Here is a 17,404-nt window from a genome sequence, read left to right as displayed (position 1 = left end):
GCCCATACGGCCGAGGGGTGGAGCTTGCCAGGCTTCTGGATGCCTGGTTTGCGCTGCCAGGCACCGGCTACTTTGCCAAGCGTCCGCACAGCCCTATGCGCTCGCGCGTTGCTGCGGGGCCGCGACCTCGGCCAGGACACGCGCGAGGACCACCTCCGGCGTCGCACCGGAGAATTCAGCCTCGGGATCCATCACCAAACGGTGTGTCCAGATCACGGGAGCAAGTTCCTTGATGTCGTCTGGAAGAACAAAGTTGCGTCCCTGCCCGGCGGCCCAAACCTTCGCCGCGCGAACCATGGCCAAAGCACCACGGACGGAGACGCCAAGGCGGGTCTCGGAAGCGTTGCGTGTCTCTTCGCAGAGCCGAGAAATGTATTCCAGCACTGCAGTGTCCACATGGGTGGTGGCGGCGAGATCCGCCATGTCAGCCACGGCCTGGGTGGTGATGATGGGAGTGAGGTCCTTGGAACGGTCCTTCAAGTTGGCCCCTCCCAGGAGCCTCACAGTGGAAGCGTGGTCCGGGTAGCCTATGGACGTCTTGATCAGGAACCGGTCCAGCTGCGCTTCGGGCAGGCGGTACGTACCGGCCTGTTCAATCGGGTTCTGCGTAGCCAGGACCATGAACGGACGGCCTGCCTCGTACGTGGTGCCATCCACGGTGACGCGGGATTCCTCCATGACCTCCAGCAATGCCGACTGGGTCTTCGGCGAGGCACGGTTGATTTCATCGGCCAGGACAATGTTGTTGAAGACCGGGCCCTTGTGGAACTCGAATTTCTGGGTCTTCTGGTCATAGATGGTCACACCCGTGACGTCCGAAGGCAGGAGGTCGGGAGTGAACTGGATGCGGTTGTGGGAACCCTGGACTGTCGCGGCCAAGGCACGGGCAAGCGAGGTCTTGCCAGTGCCAGGGGCATCTTCGAACAGGACGTGGCCTTCAGCCAGCATCGCCGTAAAGGTGAGGCGGATCACATGATCCTTGCCCAGAACGGCCTGGCCCACGTTGGCAACGAGCTTCTCGAACGTTTCTGCAAACCACGCGGCCTGCTCGTTTGTCATGGTCATGGGGTTCATTCCTTATCTGGGTATGACGGGTTGGGATGACGTGTGGTGGGCAATTCAGCAACCGCCGGGCCGGGGTCCGTAGAGATCCACCGTGGTGGACTTGACGAACCAGCCGTCCTTGGCAGTGCCTTGGAGCCGGTACCAGGGCGTGCCGTTGCCGTAAATGTCTTTGGTGCAATTGATGGTGATCTTGCCCCAGGAGCGCTCCACCCAGCCGACGCCGCAACTGGCAGGGCTGCCCGGAGTGTACGAGTCAGGCAGACCGGGCTTACCCGGGCACGTGCGGACACTGCTGGCGTCCACCTGGATCTGTGAAGCCGGCGGCGGTGGGGTGGGGTCGTCGCCGCTGGTGGAGTTGGCGCTGCCGGCCGGACCGGCCACAACAGTCACTGCCCTGACCTTCAGGTTGCGTGTGTTGTTCCATCCACCACCGGAGGCATCAAAGCTCGTGGCCTTACCCACGCCGCTCCAGCCGCCACCGTCCAGGCTGACCTCGTAGTGATCCAAAGGCCGGCCGTTCATGGATGGGTTGTTCCACGTCCAGTGCACCTGGCCATCGCCCTTGGCCGACTTTCCACCGTTGACATTCGGCGCGTTCGGAGGCCCATAGGGGTTCCCCGTCCCGATCGCCTTGGCATCGCCGGACATGCCGTTCTTCACTGAAGTGGCAATGATGTTAACCACCACGTTGTCGCCGTTTGGCTGGCCGCCGATGTCTCCGCCGCCGCGGCCAATCGGGCCCGAACCGTAGGCGGTCTGCCAGCGGTAGGTGATTTCGTTGTCCTGCGAACCATTGCGTTCCGCGGCGGTCAGCGGGGTAAACGTCACCCGTAGCTGTCCACTGGTGCCGGTTGCAGTGACCGAACCGCTTCCTACCGTGCCTGGCTTGCCCGCCGCGCGGATAGCAGCCGACTGCTGGCTGACTCCGCTGACGCCGGCCTTGTTGGTAGCCGAAACTGTAAAGGTGTAGTCAGCTTCCGCGTTTGCCACGGTGACATTCTGCGATGTGGCGGCTACGGATTGGGAACCCACGACGGCGCCACCCCGGTAGGTGGTCAGCGTGTAGGCAGAGACGGGGTCGCCATTGTTGTTGGGAGCTACCCAGCTGACCTTCAACTGGCTCTGGCTGCCAACTGATCCGGCGCCGGACACAGAAGGAGCAGCCGGTGTTGCCGGTACCCCTGCCGGAGTTTCCGCGGCGGAGTAGGGACTCCACTCCGAGGGTTCTTTGGCGTCGTTCCTGGCCAGGACACGGACCTTGTAAGCAACGCCGTTCGTCAGGCCTTTCCAGACGTAGCTTGCGCCGGTGAGGTTCTGGATCTGGGGATTCTGGCCCGTAGGAGCCGGGGAGATCTCAAGATCGTATGACTTGATGGGCGAGCCCTTGCTGGCAGGCGGGACCCAGGCTACGGACAACTGCTTGTCCCCGAACTTGAGCGTGGGCGCCACGGGGGTGTCCGGTTTGACGTCGGGTCGAACCTCCGCGGAGACTGGCGAGCGATCGGACTCATTGATGGCGTTGGTGGCCGTCACTGCGAAGTGGTACTTCACGTTGTTGGTCAGGCCCGTCAGGGTGCAGGTGTTGGCAGGGCAGTCCTGTTTGAAGCCACCTTCGCCGTACACCGTGTACTTGGTGATGGGCGAACCACGGTCGGCAGGGGCATTCCAGGTCAGCAAGGCTGTCTGGTCGCCGACACTCTGCGCAAGCGGAGTCGTGGGAGCAGCCGGCTTATCCTTCACCGTGAGCCGGATGCGTGCCGTGGAGTACCGCGAGAGCTCCCCGGTCTTGTCCTGCACCGTGTATGCCACAACCAGTGTTCCGGTGAAGCCCGTTGCGGGCGTCACCGTCACGTTGCCACCACTGGAATCCGCCGTCCCCTGGCCGGTTTCCGTCACGGCGGAGACGATCTTCAGCGGCGTATCCGGGAATGGGTTCGAATCGTTCGCCAGCGCATTGACTGTGACCGGCTTGCCCGATTGGGCATCAGGTTCCACGTCATCATTGGCAACGGGTTTAGGGCGGTTGGATGCAGACAGGGAGAGCTTGTACGTAGCAAGGGCTTCCAGTCCGCGGCGGTCCTTGGCTTTCACCTGGACTGTGCCGCCCTGGCCGATCTGCACTGAATCTTCGGCGGACACCTTGAGTGTCTTGCCATCTACGTTCACCCGGAAACCGCCGGGTGCCGCGCCCACCAGTTCGTAGCTCATGTTCTGGACGTCGTCGGCATCAGGATCCGAGGTCAGCTTCTCCAGATCCAGGCTCGCCGAGTCCCCCTTGGGAACCTCAACCTGGCTGCCAAGCAGCGTGGGCGGATTGTTCTTGTTGGGGTCCGGGAGCACCTTGGTACGGATGCTGAGCGTGGACTTCAAGCCGTTGGGATCGTCAGGGCCGGTTCCATCCGTGACTTCAAAGCTGATGGAACCAGGGCCCACGTATTCTGCGCCTGCCGTGTACTTGATCGCAGTACCACCGTTGGCAATGGGGTCGCTGCCATCGGCGCCGATCAGCTTGATGCGGTCTGCCTGCGTCAGCCGGGGGGAACGTCCATCACGGACCTTGACCCAGTCGGCCAAATTTACGTCGACGGACTGGCCTGATACCAGCTCCACCACCTCATCCTTGGCCAAGGTGGGAACCTGCTGCCCGATGCCCGGCACCCAGATGATGGCCGTGGACTTCTGTCCGTCCACGTCCTCCACCGTGTAGGGAACCAGTTGCGGCTGCTCGGTGAGGTCAATAACCACGTTGCCCTCAGACCCGGGCCGGGCCGTCTCCAACCCGGTACTGATTTTGAGGTTCTCCCCCACACCATCAGGGTCTTCGTCGTTCTTCAGGACGGGGACGTCCACGGCTGTCTTCCCGAGAGTCTGGGCCGATGTCACGCGGTCGTCGCGGGCAATCGGGGCCTGCAGGGGGATATCGTTCTTGACGATCACCCGGATGCTGGCCTGGCCCACGGCGTCGCGGTCGTCGGCCACAGAATAGCGGACGTTGACCGTCCCTTCGGCAGCAGGCGCCGTAATAAGGATGCGCCCACTGGTCTTGCTCACATGGGCATCCAAACCGGCGTCAGCTTCAATACCATCGGCCACGATCCGGATCAGGTCACCATCCGGATCAGTGTCGTTGGCAGTAGCATCCATGGCAATCTGCCGGCCCGGACGGACCTTGACTTCGTCATCCACCGGAGCCGGCTTCTGGTTGTCTTCACCGCGCGGCGCAACCCCGACAGTGACAGTTCCCGTGTTGACGGCTCCTTGGCGGTCAATCACCTTGTATCGGAACGTATCGGTACCTGCGCCGTCGCCTGCGCCGACGAAATCGATGAAGTTGCTTCCCGCCGTCGCAGTTCCCATGCTGGGTGTGCTGTCGATGCCGGTGAGCTGGACCGAGTCGCCGTCGGGGTCTATGCCATCCAACGGAACCGGAATGCGGACGCTGCCGCCCGCCACTACGCGCGCCGTTAGGTTCTTGGGCTGTGGCCGCGAATTCTGGGCGCCTTCCAACGGGAGGATATGGATGGTCACTGCAGCGGCGCTTTTCTGCCCCTGGGGATCCACGGCGTTGTAGATGGCGCGCACCGTCTTGGGGACAGGACCAGCGATGAAGCGGAGCGTGTCTTCGGAAACGAACGCCTTGCCGTCTTCTTCGGCAACGGGCTGGGCCAACACAGGATCAACAGAGAGCTTTTCGCCCTGCGGATGTGTGTCGTTGTCCAGGACAGGAATGGTGACGACGTCGTTGACGCGTACGTTCACCTCGTCGGGTTTCGGCTGGGGAGCCTCGACGACGGCGGGGGCCGGCACCGGGACGACGCCCACCGTTCCGGTGGCCGAGGCGCGGCCGTTGGACATGGTGTAGCTGAACACAAAAGGTTCCTTGGCCCCGAGGACGTCGGTGATGCGAAGGACGCTATGGTCGATCACACTGACCGATGCCGAGGAGCCGTCGGGAACCGTAACCGACTGGAGGACGAGGACCCCGCCGGAAGGATCGGAGTCGTTGGCCAGCGGATCAACCAACACGCTTCCACCCACAGGCAGCAGGGCGACGTCGTGGACGGCAACCGGGGCCCCGGCGTCCTTCCCGGACTCCACATCCACGCGGATCAAGCCCTGGCTGCTTTGTGGTCCGTTGCTGGCAATGTAACTCAAATACACGGGACCGGGCGTGTTGCTGCGGAACGTGAAGGTCCCGCCGTCGGTGACCGGGCCCAGCTCTGCCGGGCCGGCAGCCTCAACATGGGCCACGCGCAAGGCGCCACCGTTGGGGTCGACGTCGTTCTTCAACGGGGAGATGACCAGGTCTTGGCCCACCACCGCTGTGACGTGGTCCGCGTTTACCACCGGCGCCAAGGCTCCCGGCGGCTGCACGTTCACCACCACCCGGCCTGTGATGGTGGCGCGGCCATCCCAGACGGTGATGGTGACGTTCTTTTTTCCGGGCGCAGCGCCGGAATCCTGGTACGTGAGCAACCCATCCCGGCGGACCTTGACCTGGTCCTGGTCATTGTCAGCCTTGGCGTCCAGCAGGACGAGGTCATCGCCGTCGGGGTCCATCCAGTCCGTAAGGATGTTTTGGCTAACGGATTTGCCTTGCTCCACGAGCATCGTGGTGGGCTCGGCACGCTTGAACAGTGGAGGCTTGTTCTCTTCCGGAGCGACGACGTGCAACGTCACCTTCCCGCCGGCTGACAAACCCCGGCCATCCGAGGCGTTGTAGTCGAAGACCTCCGTGCCAGGCTTCGCGGTGGGAGGGACCTTGATCTGGAACGCTGAGCCACCGTAAATGCTCTCCAGCGCACCCGACTTGGGGCCGTTGGCGCCAACCGAGGCGGTGAGGACATCGCCGTCGGGATCCGAATCGTTGTCCAGGACGCCCAGGACGGAAGTACGGCCGGGACGTACGCCGAACTCATCCGGTTTGGTCTCGGGCGGACGGTTCGGCTTGGTACGGTCCGGGAGGACGTTGATGGTGTTGTTGTCCGCGGATTCCTGGTCCTGGTCATCGGATTGGTTCTTTGGCGGGACAACATCGTCCCAGTTGTTCACGAGCTGCATGTTCTGGTTGACCAGCCACACACTGCCGGAGTTGATGTCGTTAAGGACCACGAGGTCCCGGTTCACGCGGAAGACATAGCTGGGCGAGGCACTGGCCTTGGGTACGTCGTTTTTCTTATCGTCTGCGTCGTTATCGCAATCGCGGACATATTTGTTGGCCCCTGCCCACGCTGCGTGCACACATTTGCTGACCTGCACTGGCGCGGCGGGAACTCCCTCACCGTCCACGTTGACGGTCGCCGCCGTGGACCCGTCCAAAGGCTGCTTCAGGAGGGCTTTGCGGGTAGCGATGGCCACATAGCCGCTGTCTTCGCTGCTCTGCTGGAGCTTGGCTTCCCGGGCGTCCTTCAGCTGGAGCTTGCGGCCACCGGGAAGGAAGAGGTTTCCGGACGCGGCATCGAGCACCACTGGTTTGTCGCCCACAACAGCAATCTGCAGGTCACCGGCGCCCTTGAGCTCGTCCACCTTGGTTACGTCCGAGGCAGTCCGTTCGCCGTTGGCGTCCACGGTGGTGATGGTGATTTCGCCCTTGCCCGGGTCCGCCGTGTAAATGCGGTTGTCCTGTCCGACGGCCGACACCATGTTCTGCGAGCCAGTGAGGACGGGTTCGGTGGATTCTTCGTCGAAGCCGTTCACGGTGGATGGCGAAAGCGCCCACACTTTTCCACGGGCGGGGTCCGTGACTGAGAGGACGCTGGAACCGTAGCTGACTTGCGAGGACGAGGGCAGTTGTTTGTCGCCGCCCAGCTTCAGGTTCGCCGCAGAGACCTGGTTGATAGTGGAGCCGGACTCATCGTCCACAAAAACATTGCCGTCATGCTGCAGGACATCGAAGGTGGTGGTGGCCGGTGTCACAGCTCCATCAAGAACCCGGGAGGGATAATTCAACCGTCCCACGGCGTTCTTGGTCTTGCTCACAACCCACACGCCGCCATCGTTCAAATCGACCTCGGCCGTCTTGAACCCCGGGTAGAGGACTGCGCCCGCTACCAGCAAGGCACCGGCCGCAGTCACGGCAGTTGCAGATACGAGTTTCCTGTTTCGACGCTTTTTCAGCCCCAGCTTGCCGAAGAAAGATGTCACAGCCCCAAAATTCCCTTGTTGTACAGCCGCCCCCAGGCGGCGTCCAGACCAACCGGCATGTGCCGGCAGCCTTGCATTCCGCAGTACCCCCATACGGCGGCGGAATTTTCAGTCCCTAAGACTATCCCACGCACCGAACGAGGAGCCAAGGGAACCCGAGATTGGACTCTCCATTGGCTTTGACAGCCTATGGCCTTCCCCGGGGACGCGGCGATGGGGAGAACTCCCCTCGACCGCTCTTCAGAATTCTAGGTTATTCCATCGAATTGTTAAATTCGGCCAATGCTCGCTCACATCCCACCGGCTTCTGCCCGATGCTCGCTCACATCCCACCGGCTTCTGCCCGATGCTCGCTCACATCGTGTCCTCTTCGGGGGAAGGCGGCGCAGCAGTAGCTCGACGCCGGGCACCCACGGAAAGTGCCAACGTCGGGCCTCATCGTGCAGCGACAATCCCACGCTCAGCGCACAACGTGAGAGAACGATCACCAAAAACCCGCACGACGTGAGAGAACGATCACCAAAAGCCCGCACAACGTGAGAGAACGATCACCAAAAACCGGCAGGACGTGAGAGAACGATCACCAAAAACCCGCAGGATGTGGGAGAGGGTTTAGTCCAACACCAAGCCCTTGCCGCGGCCGCGCGCGAGCATCACGGGGTGGATCTCGCCGAAACCACGGACATTCTCGGACTTTTGCGGGACCAGCACGAAGCGTTCGTCCTGCCCGAGCGCGGCAGCGGTCATCGCATCAACCAGGACCGTCCCCGGCTGGGCAAGGGTGGTCAGCCGCGCAGCAAGATTCACGGTTGGGCCATAGATGTCGCCGAGTCGGGACAGAATGCGACCCCACACCATGGACACACGCGCCTGGGGCAGGATCTCGTCTTCAGTGAAGGCCTGCGCCAAGGCGAGGGAGATTTCCGCGCCAGCCGCCGGGGTCTCGGCAATGTAGAGAACTTCGTCGCCCACGGTCTTCACCAGGCGCCCACCGCCCACGGAAATGATCTCGGCGCATTTGTTCTCGAAGCGCTGGACCATTTGGGCGAGGGTTTTCTCGTTCATGCGACGCGAGAGGCTTGTGTAGGAGACGAGATCGGCGAACCCTACGGCACGGGCCAAAGGCAAGGGGGAATCGTCTTCGTCCCCTTCGCGTCCTTCTTCGCTCGCTTGCAAGCCCGCCTCGGCACGGACGGCAAGCCGCTGAACGCCGGCATTGAGTTGGCGGCGGTACGAGTAGACCAGGATCTCTTCCAGGGAATCCACCAGCGCCGGCAGCTGACCCACAAGCTGTTTGCGGGCCACGGCATCCGGAATTCCCTGCTCCTGGACCATGTCCTCAACCAGTGCTTCGATCTGCCACACCACCATGCGGTCCGTCATCTGGCCGATCGATCGGGTGACGGATATCGCCGCTTCCTCGGTGAGGATCCCGGCACGGACAAGGTCAAGGATGGTGGACAATGCTGCTTGGTCACGCTCAGTAAACGCGACGTCGTCATCGCCGAAATTGGGGAAGCCCAAAGCCCTCCACAACTTCCGTGCGGAAAGAATGGAGACACCGGCACCTGCGGCAACTTCACGACGTCGGAGCTTGCGTTCGCCGCCAAGCAGCCTCGCCTCAAGCGCTTTGATGGCCAAGCGCTCTGCCGACATCACGCCGGTCGGCGGGCCGGTAGTCACCGGCGCTTGGGCGGGCGCAGGTTCCGTGTCCTCGTCCACTGAAGGTTCGGGTACGGCGTCGAACTCCTCGTCCAGGTCCTCGCCGGACTGCTGATCCTCAACGCTCATCTCTTCCACCTTCTCTCAATTCCCACGGCAACCCATCAACGTCCTGCAGGACTTCACCCTCAAAAATTCCACCGTTGGCCTCTAAAGTTCCAGCACTGGGCAGTTCATCCATGGCGTCAAGAATGTAGCCCCTGAATTTTCCGACCTCCGGAACGTCCGTCAAGACCGCTTCGCCAGAGGGCCCGGTATCCAAGGATATATTCCCTGAGTGCAATGTCCGCTGCAGCAGGTTCTGGTGGACCCCCACGCTGCGGACCGCCATCAACGACACCTGCCAGTCGCCGCGACGAAACATTCCGTACTTGGCAATTATCCGGCGGCTTGTCAGGATGAACCTGACTGAACGCCACTTCAACACCCGCCTGAGGCTGTAGGCCACCAGCACGAACCCTGCCACGGCCACACAGGCGCCGACAAGCCACGGCGTCCATTCCACTGTAATGAATGGGGCCAGGCGTTGCGGATTTCCTTTGATGATCCACGCACACGCGTAGGCTGCCAGGGCAGGAACAACTATGAAGGCCAGCGTTGGCAAGAACAGCGAGCGGGCCTGTTGCCGCGTGATGGTGATGACCTGCTCCCCCGGAAGCAACTCTTTACGCATAACCGCTTTCCGTAGCCCGCAAATGGACCACATCACCAGCCGTCACAACATGTTCCCGGCCGCCGTGGTCCACCACAAGGAGCGAGCCGTGCTCGTCCAACCGGGAGGCATGGCCCACCACTTCATGATCACCGGGAAGGTGCGCGCGTACCTCGCGTCCCAACGTGACCATTGCCGACTCAACGCGCTTATGCAGCGAGGGCCCGCCTGCCAACCCTGCCGCGGGGTCGCCTTCCGAATTGCAGAAGCTGCGGTAAAGCCGGCTGAAGCGTGAAAGGTAGCTCTTCAGCAGCGCGGTGCGGTCCGTCGTCGTGGCCCCCTCCAACGCCAAGGATGTAGCGGTTGGTACCGGCAATTCATCCTGTGACAGCGAGACATTGAGCCCAACACCCAGGATCACTGCGGGGACCGACCCGTCACCCAGTGGCGTCATTTGGGCCAGGATTCCGGCGATCTTCCGTCCATTAACCAGGACGTCGTTGGGCCACTTGATTTCTGCCGTAACGCCAGCCGTTTCCTGCAAGGCTTCGCGCAGGGCAACGGCGGCGAGCAGTGAGAGCCACGAGTAACTCTGCGTCGGCACGGGCATGCCTTCGGCTGTGACGGGACGCAGCACCATTGACACTGAAACGGCAGAGCGCTCCGGAGATTCCCAGTGCCTATCCAGCCGTCCGCGTGCCGCCGTCTGGTGTTCGGCCGTCAAGACGGCGAGATCAGCCCATTTCTTAGGCTCCACGGTTACGGCGCGGACCAGGTCCTGATTGGTGGATCCCGTGGACTCGACAATATTCAATTGCGAAATGCCGGTTGCCGACAGGAAATCAGGCTCAAGCAATGCCTTGCGGTCCAATGCCTCGCGGTCCAGCGCCTCACGGTCCAACGAGGGCCGGTCTTCCCCGGGCATGGGGACGAGGGGTTCGCTGCTGGCAGGCTGTTCGGCATCCATAGCTGAATCCTATCCAGTTGCGGCCCACAGAACCTGCCCGAAACATGGGAATCCGCTTAGAGGAAGATGTCCGGCACCAGACGGTCTTCAGGCGCACCGAGGCTGTATGGCGCAAACTCCTTCACGCCAGCAGCCCTGAGGACTTCTTCGTCCGTGTAGAAGTTCCCCGAACCCGTGACATCGTCGGCAAGGTTGGCGCCAGTCAGAACAGCGTGCGCAGCATCGGCCATGATCGCCGGTCCGCGGGCGGCCTTCACGATCTGCTGCCCACCAGGCATGTTCCGGATCGCCGCGGTGTCGATCAGCGTGCAAGGCCAGAGCGAGTTGACCGAAACGCCGTCGTCCTTAAGCTCTTCGGCGAGCCCCAGGGTGGTGAGGCTCATTCCGTACTTGGCCATGGTGTAGGCCAGATGCATCCCGGCCCATTTTGGGTCGAGGTTCAGCGGTGGAGACAGCGTGAGGATGTGCCCGTTCCCGGATTCCCGCAGTGCAGGGAGGGACAGCTTGGAGAGCAGGAATGTTCCCCGGACGTTAATGTCCTGCATGAGGTCGTAGCGCTTCATGTCAATCGCGTCCGTGCGCGAGAGGTCGATGGCTGACGCGTTGTTGATGACGACGTCGATTCCCCCAAAGCGCTCGACGGCGGCACTCACGGCTGCGGCGACGTCCTCGTCATTGCGGACATCGCCCACGAGAGGCAGCGCCTGGCCACCTGCGGCGACGAGTTGATCGGCAGCGGTGAAGACAGTCCCCTCAAGTTTCGGGTGGGGTTCCCCGGTCTTGGCCATGAGTACGATGTTGGCGCCGTCGCGGGCCGCGCGGGTGGCGATGGCCAATCCGATGCCACGGCTGCCGCCGGACATGATGACGGTGCGGCCTTTGAGCGAACCGCTGGCTACATAAGGGGTGCTGCCCTTCGGCTTACTCTCTTCGGAAGCTGGGAAAGCATCGTTGCTTGGAGTCATGGAGACACTCTAACCCAAGTATGTTACTGACGGGTAACATACTTGCAGCTTTGGCTTGGGCGCTGAAAATTGTAGGGTTTCTACAGCGGTTCGCGGCAATGGCGTCACTAGACTGGCCAGCGGGGCCTGTTCTTTGTACGGAAGCTACTTAAGTCAGCTACTTGTTTGCACCAGAACTGCGCCAGCGAAAATCAGCTACAGAGCCGGAGACACTTGATGAGCCACGATCTGACAACGACAGCGGGAAAGATTGCAGACTTCCGCGACCGCCAGGCCCGTGCAGAACAGCCTTCCGGCCCGGAAGCGATCGAAAAGCAACACGCGCGCGGTAAGAACACCGCCCGCGAACGCATTGACCTTCTGGTCGATCCCGAATCTTTCGTTGAGTTCGACGCCTTGGCCGTCCACCGCTCCACCGCCTTCGGCATGGAGAAAAAGAAGCCCTTGGGCGACGGCGTCGTGTCCGGTTACGGCACAGTGGACGGGCGCCTCGTTGCCATCTACAGCCAGGACTTCAGCGTCTACGGCGGCTCCTTGAGCCAGGTCAACGGCGAGAAGATCGTCAAGGTCCAGGAATTCGCCCTCCGCAATGGCTGCCCGGTAGTCGGCATCAACGACGGCGGTGGCGCGCGCATCCAGGAAGGCGTGGCTTCCCTTGCCATGTTCGCGGATATCTTCCGCAACAACGTCCACGCATCCGGCGTAGTCCCCCAGATCTCGCTCATCATGGGCCCGTGCGCCGGCGGCGCTGCCTACTCCCCCGCCCTGACCGACTACGTCGTCATGGTGGACAAGACTTCCCATATGTTCATCACCGGCCCCGATGTGATCAAGACCGTGACGGGCGAGGACGTGGATATGGAAACATTGGGCGGTGCCCGCCAGCACAATGCCACCACGGGAACCTCCACGTACCTTGCCTCCGACGAAGCCGACGCGATCGAATTCGTCCGCGAACTCCTGGATTTCCTGCCTTCCAACAACCTCTCGGAGGCCCCGGTTGTAGAACACGACCAGGAATTGGAACTCGACGACGACGACCTCGCCCTGGATGGACTGATCCCGGATTCGGCCAATCAGCCCTACGACATGCGCAAGGTCATTGAGCAGATCGTGGATGACGCCCACTTCCTTGAAATGCAGTCGCTTTACGCGCCCAACGTCATCATTGGCTACGGTCGGGTCGAAGGCCACACGGTGGGCATCGTTGCGAACCAGCCCATGCAGTTCGCAGGAACCCTGGACATCTCCGCGTCCGAGAAGGCCGCCCGGTTCGTTCGGCACTGCGACGCTTTCAACATCCCCATCATCACGTTGGTTGACGTGCCCGGCTTCCTCCCCGGCAAGGACCAGGAATTCCAGGGCATCATCCGCCGAGGCGCCAAACTCCTTTATGCCTACGCTGAGGCCACGGTGCCCAAGCTCACCGTCATCACCCGCAAGGCGTACGGCGGCGCATACATCGTGATGGGCTCCAAGAAGCTCGGCGCGGACCTGAACCTCGCCTGGCCCACCGCCCAGATCGGTGTCATGGGCGCCCAGGGTGCAGTGAACATCCTTTACCGTCGCGACCTCGCAGCGGTTGCCGAGGCCGGCGGCGACGTCGAGGCCAAGCGTGCCGAGATCATCCAAGGCTATGAGGAAGAGCTCCTCAATCCTTACCAGGCAGCTCAGCTGGGCTATGTGGACGCAGTCATTGCACCCTCCGACACACGCCTCCAGATCATCCGCGGCCTACGCGCTCTCCGCGACAAGCGCGCCAGCCTGCCCACCAAGAAGCACGGAAACATCCCGCTGTGAGCCCGGCACACGAGAGCGCTGCGGCGCCCGAACCTGTTGCTCCCATGTTCTCCGTGGTCAAGGGAGAACCCACGGCCGAAGAGCTCGCGGCGCTTGCCGCCGTCGTCGCTTCCGTGGGAGTACCCCAAACGTCGGCGCCTGCAAAGCCGAATGTTCGTCATTGGGTGCGCCGTCAACAGTTGCGCCTTGACCCCACACCGGGTCCGGGCGCGTGGAAGCGCAGCCGCGGATAGCTTCGCTTCTCCCGGGAGGGGAAGAAAGTGCAACAACCCTTTCACGTGAGCCGACTCCCGGTTAGGCTCTGTGGGTGACTACTGCAAACACGCCTGCACGAGCCAAGACCGCCATCGATTCCGTTGCTGACGCGTACACGGAAAAGCTGATCGAACTCAATCCCAGCTTTGCCACCACGCTGGGGTTGCCGGGGCACGAGACTGAATATCAGGACTACTCGCCGGCGGGTGCCGAGGCGCATGCGCAGGCCACCCGGGAGGCGCTGGAATCGTTGGCGGCCTTGGAACCGACCGACGAATCCGACGTCGTCACACTTGACGCAATGCGCGAGCGGCTTGGCCTGGAGCTGGAGATCCATGAAACCGGCTGGGATGCTGCCGACCTCAACAACATCGCCTCGCCCGCGCAGGATATCCGCGCCATCTTCGACCTCATGCCGACGGACACTGTTGAGCAGTGGGAACACATCGCAGGCCGTGCCGCCAACGTTCCCGGTGCAATCGAAGGCTACATTTCCTCGCTTCGCGCCGCCAAAGAAGACGGCAAAGTAGCCGCCGCCCGCCAGGTTCGGATCGTCATCGAACAAACCGGCCGGTACGCCGCCAAGGACGGCTTCTTCGCCAAGATGGCGGCCGGAGCCACACTGGCTGGTTCGCCGCTTCCGGCGGACCTTCAGTCCAAGCTCGACGCCGGAGCCTCCGCCGCGCGATCAGCCTACGAATCGTTGGGTACTTTCCTCCAGGACGAGCTTCTCCCCGTTGCCCCGGAAAAGGACGCGGTGGGACGGGAACGGTATGCCCTGGCTTCCCGCTCGTTCCTCGGCGCGGCCGTAGACCTCGAGGAAACATACGCCTGGGGCGTCCAGGAGCTGGAACGGCTCATCAGCGAACAGGAAAAGGTAGCCGCGCAGATCAAGCCCGGTGCCAGCATCGAAGAAGCCAAAAGCATCCTCAACAATGATCCGGCCCGCCAAATCAAGGGAACGAACGCCCTGAAGGCGTGGATGCAGGAGCTCTCGGACCGCGCAGTATCCGAGCTCGCCGACGTCCATTTCGACATCCCGGATGTCATGAAAACCCTCGAATGCATGATCGCCCCCACCGACGAAGGGGGCATCTACTACACCGGCCCGTCCGACGACTTCTCCCGGCCCGGCCGCATGTGGTGGTCCGTTCCCGCCGGCGAAGACACCTTCACCACCTGGTCCGAAACGACCACGGTTTACCACGAAGGCGTGCCCGGCCACCACCTGCAGGTCGCCACCGCCACCTACCGCCGCGAACTCCTGAACAACTGGCGCCGCAACGCCTGCTGGGTTTCCGGACACGGCGAAGGTTGGGCACTCTACGCTGAGCAGCTCATGCTGGAACTGGGCTACCTCAAAGACCCCGGCGACCACATGGGCATGCTGGACGGCCAACGCATGCGCGCCGCCCGCGTTGTGTTCGACATTGGCGTCCATCTGGAACTGCCCGTCCCCGAACGCTGGGGCACGGGAACCTGGACTCCCGAGAAGGGCTTTGGCTTCCTCAAATCCAACCTCGACATCAGCGAAGGCCAGCTCCAGTTCGAATTCACCCGCTACCTCGGGTGGCCCGGGCAGGCACCGTCGTACAAGGTGGGCCAGCGGCTCTGGGAGCAGATCCGGGCCGAGCTTGAAACCCGCGAAGGGTTTGACCTGAAATCGTTCCACAGCAAGGCACTAAATATTGGCTCGGTCGGCTTGGACGTGCTGCGGCGGGCGTTGCTCGGGTGAGTCTTCGAGACGCACGCCACACCGGGTTCGGGAATAACTTCACAGCTAGGTAACATTTCTAAACGTTCGTTAGGTGTGTTATTTGAAGTGCACCTAGCGTGTTCCCGTGAGCACCTCAACCAACACTTCCCCATCAGCTGGAACGACCGGCTTCCGGCTCCCCAAGTGGGCAGGATCCTTCGGCGTCCAGATCATCGCGGCCCTCATCATTGGCCTCGTACTTGGCCTCATCGCAAAGTACACCGGCAGCACCAAGGCCGCCCCGAACGGGCTCGGCGCAACTCTTCAAACGATTGGCTCCAGCTACGTCTCGTTGCTGCAGACCGCCGTCGTTCCTTTGATCTTCACCGCGGTAGTGAGCTCCATCGCGAACCTTCGCCAGGTTTCCAACGCCGCCCGTCTGGCATGGAACACGCTGCTCTGGTTTGCCATCACTTCGCTGGTTTCTGTGCTCATCGGCATCGGCCTGGGTGTGCTCTTGCAGCCTGGTGCAGCTACCGGGATCACGCAGAAGGCCGAGTACGCCGGCAAAACCGGTGACTGGTGGGCATTCCTGATCGGGCTGTTCCCCAAGAACTTCCTCGGACTCGGCGCAAGCTCCACTGTCACGGAGAGCGCCAACGCTGCCACCACGGTCAGCACCTCCGTCAGCTTCAACGTACTCCAGATCCTGGTGGTCGCGATCGCCGTAGGCATCGCTGCTCTCAAGGTCGGCAAGCAGGCAGAAGCGTTCCTGACCTTCAACGCCTCCGCACTGGCCGTCATCCAGAAGGTCCTGTGGTGGATCATCCGCATCGCTCCGCTGGGCACTATCGGCCTGATCGGTAACGCAGTTGCCATCTACGGCTGGGACACCATCGGCTCCCTGGGCAAGTTCACTGCCGCCATCTACATTGGCCTGGCACTTGTGCTCTTCGTGCTCTACCCCATCCTGGTCCGCGTCCACGGCCTTTCCATCAAGCAGTACTTCTCCGGTGTTTGGCCGGCCGTGCAGTTGGCATTCGTTTCCCGTTCCTCGATCGGTACGCTGCCGCTCACGCAGCGCGTCGCCGAGCGTAACCTTGGCGTCCCGTCCGGCTATGCTTCGTTCGCCGTGCCGCTCGGTGCCACCACCAAAATGGACGGTTGCGCGGCGATCTACCCCGCCATCGCAGCGATCTTCGTGGCCCAGTTCTTCGGTATCAACCTGGACTTCAGCCAGTACCTGCTGATCGTCCTGGTCTCCGTGCTTGGTTCCGCTGCCACGGCAGGTACCACTGGCGCCGTCGTCATGCTCACGCTGACCCTGTCCACGCTGGGACTGCCGCTGGCCGGCGTCGGACTCCTGCTGGCGATCGATCCCATCCTGGACATGGGCCGCACGGCCGTCAACGTGGCAGGCCAGGCGCTCATTCCTGCAATCGTCGCCAAGCGCCAGGGCATCTTGGACGAATCGCTGTACAACGCGCCCCGCAATGGTGCCGCGTTCGCTGACGAGTTCGCCAATGACACCGCTGCTGCCGCAACAGAGGCGCGCGAACTGGCCGACTCAAAGGCCTGATCCTAGCTCTGGCCGGTTCATCACCGCCTCACAGACAAATCCCCCGGGAATCCCCGGGGGATTTGTCCGTTTAAGGGTGAAATTCTGGGTAGGCTCAGGTCCATGTTGATCGTCACCTCCAATGAGATACCCGGCCACCGCATTGATGCCGTCTTCGGCGAAGTCATGGGCCTGACCGTCCGCTCGCGCGATATTGGCTCGCAGATGCTTGCTGGCTTCCGCTCCCTCGGTGGCGGGGAGCTGCCCGAAATGACCAGGGCGCTCTACGAAAGCCGACAGGAAGTCATGGCCCGCATGGTCAACGAAGCACAACAGCGCGGCGCCAACGCAATTGTCGCCATGCGCTTCGACACCTCCGAAATGGGGACCAACTGGACGGAAGTCTGCGCCTATGGCACGGCCGTCTACGTACTTCCGCTCGGCGAGGGCGAGCCCGGCGCCACGGGACAGTCGGTGTACCTGACAAAGAACGCAGGCCAACAGGCCGCCCAGCCGCAGCAGAACACTCCCCCGGCTCCCCCGCAGCAGCAGCCCACACCTCCGCACCAGTTCTGACCCT

General features: G+C 62.4%; 11 protein-coding genes. 5 read left to right on the top strand and 6 right to left on the bottom strand.

Features of this window, described 5'->3' with window-relative positions; translation table 11 throughout:
• Positions 1-93: 93 nt before the first annotated feature.
• The 6 genes from LDN82_RS07270 to LDN82_RS07245 all read right to left on the bottom strand — a co-directional run bounded on the left by LDN82_RS07270 (position 94) and on the right by LDN82_RS07245 (position 11,515).
• The gene (locus tag LDN82_RS07270) at positions 94-1,065 is read right to left on the bottom strand and encodes a MoxR family ATPase (RefSeq protein ID WP_224166894.1); all 972 of its coding nucleotides are present in this window, start codon (positions 1,063-1,065) and stop codon (positions 94-96) included.
• A 54-nt stretch (positions 1,066-1,119) separates the two neighbouring features.
• Positions 1,120-7,209, bottom strand: a complete 6,090-nt coding sequence (locus LDN82_RS07265; RefSeq protein WP_224166893.1) for an Ig-like domain-containing protein — start codon at positions 7,207-7,209, stop codon at positions 1,120-1,122.
• A gap of 612 nt (positions 7,210-7,821) precedes the next feature.
• On the bottom strand, positions 7,822-9,000 hold the full coding sequence (locus LDN82_RS07260) for an adenylate/guanylate cyclase domain-containing protein (protein WP_224091990.1): 1,179 nt from the start codon (positions 8,998-9,000) through the stop codon (positions 7,822-7,824).
• Positions 8,990-9,604: a PH domain-containing protein gene (locus tag LDN82_RS07255; RefSeq protein ID WP_224166892.1), complete on the bottom strand. Its 615-nt coding sequence runs from the start codon at positions 9,602-9,604 to the stop codon at positions 8,990-8,992. The genes LDN82_RS07260 and LDN82_RS07255 overlap by 11 nt, the downstream gene beginning before the upstream one ends.
• Positions 9,597-10,550: a biotin--[acetyl-CoA-carboxylase] ligase gene (locus tag LDN82_RS07250; protein WP_224166891.1), complete on the bottom strand. Its 954-nt coding sequence runs from the start codon at positions 10,548-10,550 to the stop codon at positions 9,597-9,599. The genes LDN82_RS07255 and LDN82_RS07250 overlap by 8 nt, the downstream gene beginning before the upstream one ends.
• 56 nt (positions 10,551-10,606) lie before the next feature.
• Positions 10,607-11,515: an NAD(P)-dependent oxidoreductase gene (locus LDN82_RS07245; RefSeq protein ID WP_224166890.1), complete on the bottom strand. Its 909-nt coding sequence runs from the start codon at positions 11,513-11,515 to the stop codon at positions 10,607-10,609.
• Positions 11,516-11,731: 216 nt separating this feature from the next.
• Between LDN82_RS07245 and LDN82_RS07240 the strand changes: the two genes are divergently transcribed.
• The 5 genes from LDN82_RS07240 to LDN82_RS07220 all read left to right on the top strand — a co-directional run bounded on the left by LDN82_RS07240 (position 11,732) and on the right by LDN82_RS07220 (position 17,400).
• Positions 11,732-13,315 carry an acyl-CoA carboxylase subunit beta gene (locus LDN82_RS07240; protein WP_216925413.1) on the top strand — a complete coding sequence of 528 codons (1,584 nt, stop codon included), beginning with the start codon at positions 11,732-11,734 and terminating at the stop codon, positions 13,313-13,315.
• Between the two features lie 44 nt (positions 13,316-13,359).
• Positions 13,360-13,548 carry an acyl-CoA carboxylase epsilon subunit gene (locus LDN82_RS07235; protein WP_224093913.1) on the top strand — a complete coding sequence of 63 codons (189 nt, stop codon included), beginning with the start codon at positions 13,360-13,362 and terminating at the stop codon, positions 13,546-13,548.
• Between the two features lie 74 nt (positions 13,549-13,622).
• Positions 13,623-15,305, top strand: coding sequence for a DUF885 domain-containing protein (locus LDN82_RS07230; protein WP_224166889.1), 1,683 nt, complete (start codon positions 13,623-13,625; stop codon positions 15,303-15,305).
• A 106-nt stretch (positions 15,306-15,411) separates the two neighbouring features.
• Complete coding sequence (locus LDN82_RS07225) at positions 15,412-16,845, top strand: dicarboxylate/amino acid:cation symporter (protein WP_224166888.1); 1,434 nt, start codon at positions 15,412-15,414, stop codon at positions 16,843-16,845.
• Positions 16,846-16,947: 102 nt separating this feature from the next.
• The gene (locus LDN82_RS07220) at positions 16,948-17,400 is read left to right on the top strand and encodes a YbjQ family protein (RefSeq protein ID WP_224166887.1); all 453 of its coding nucleotides are present in this window, start codon (positions 16,948-16,950) and stop codon (positions 17,398-17,400) included.
• Positions 17,401-17,404 lie beyond the last annotated feature (4 nt).

The sequence above is a fragment of the Arthrobacter sp. StoSoilA2 genome (assembly GCF_019977195.1).
In the GTDB taxonomy this organism is placed as follows: domain Bacteria; phylum Actinomycetota; class Actinomycetes; order Actinomycetales; family Micrococcaceae; genus Arthrobacter.
Note: the sequence above shows the minus strand (reverse complement) of the source record. Positions and strands in the feature narration are given on the sequence as shown.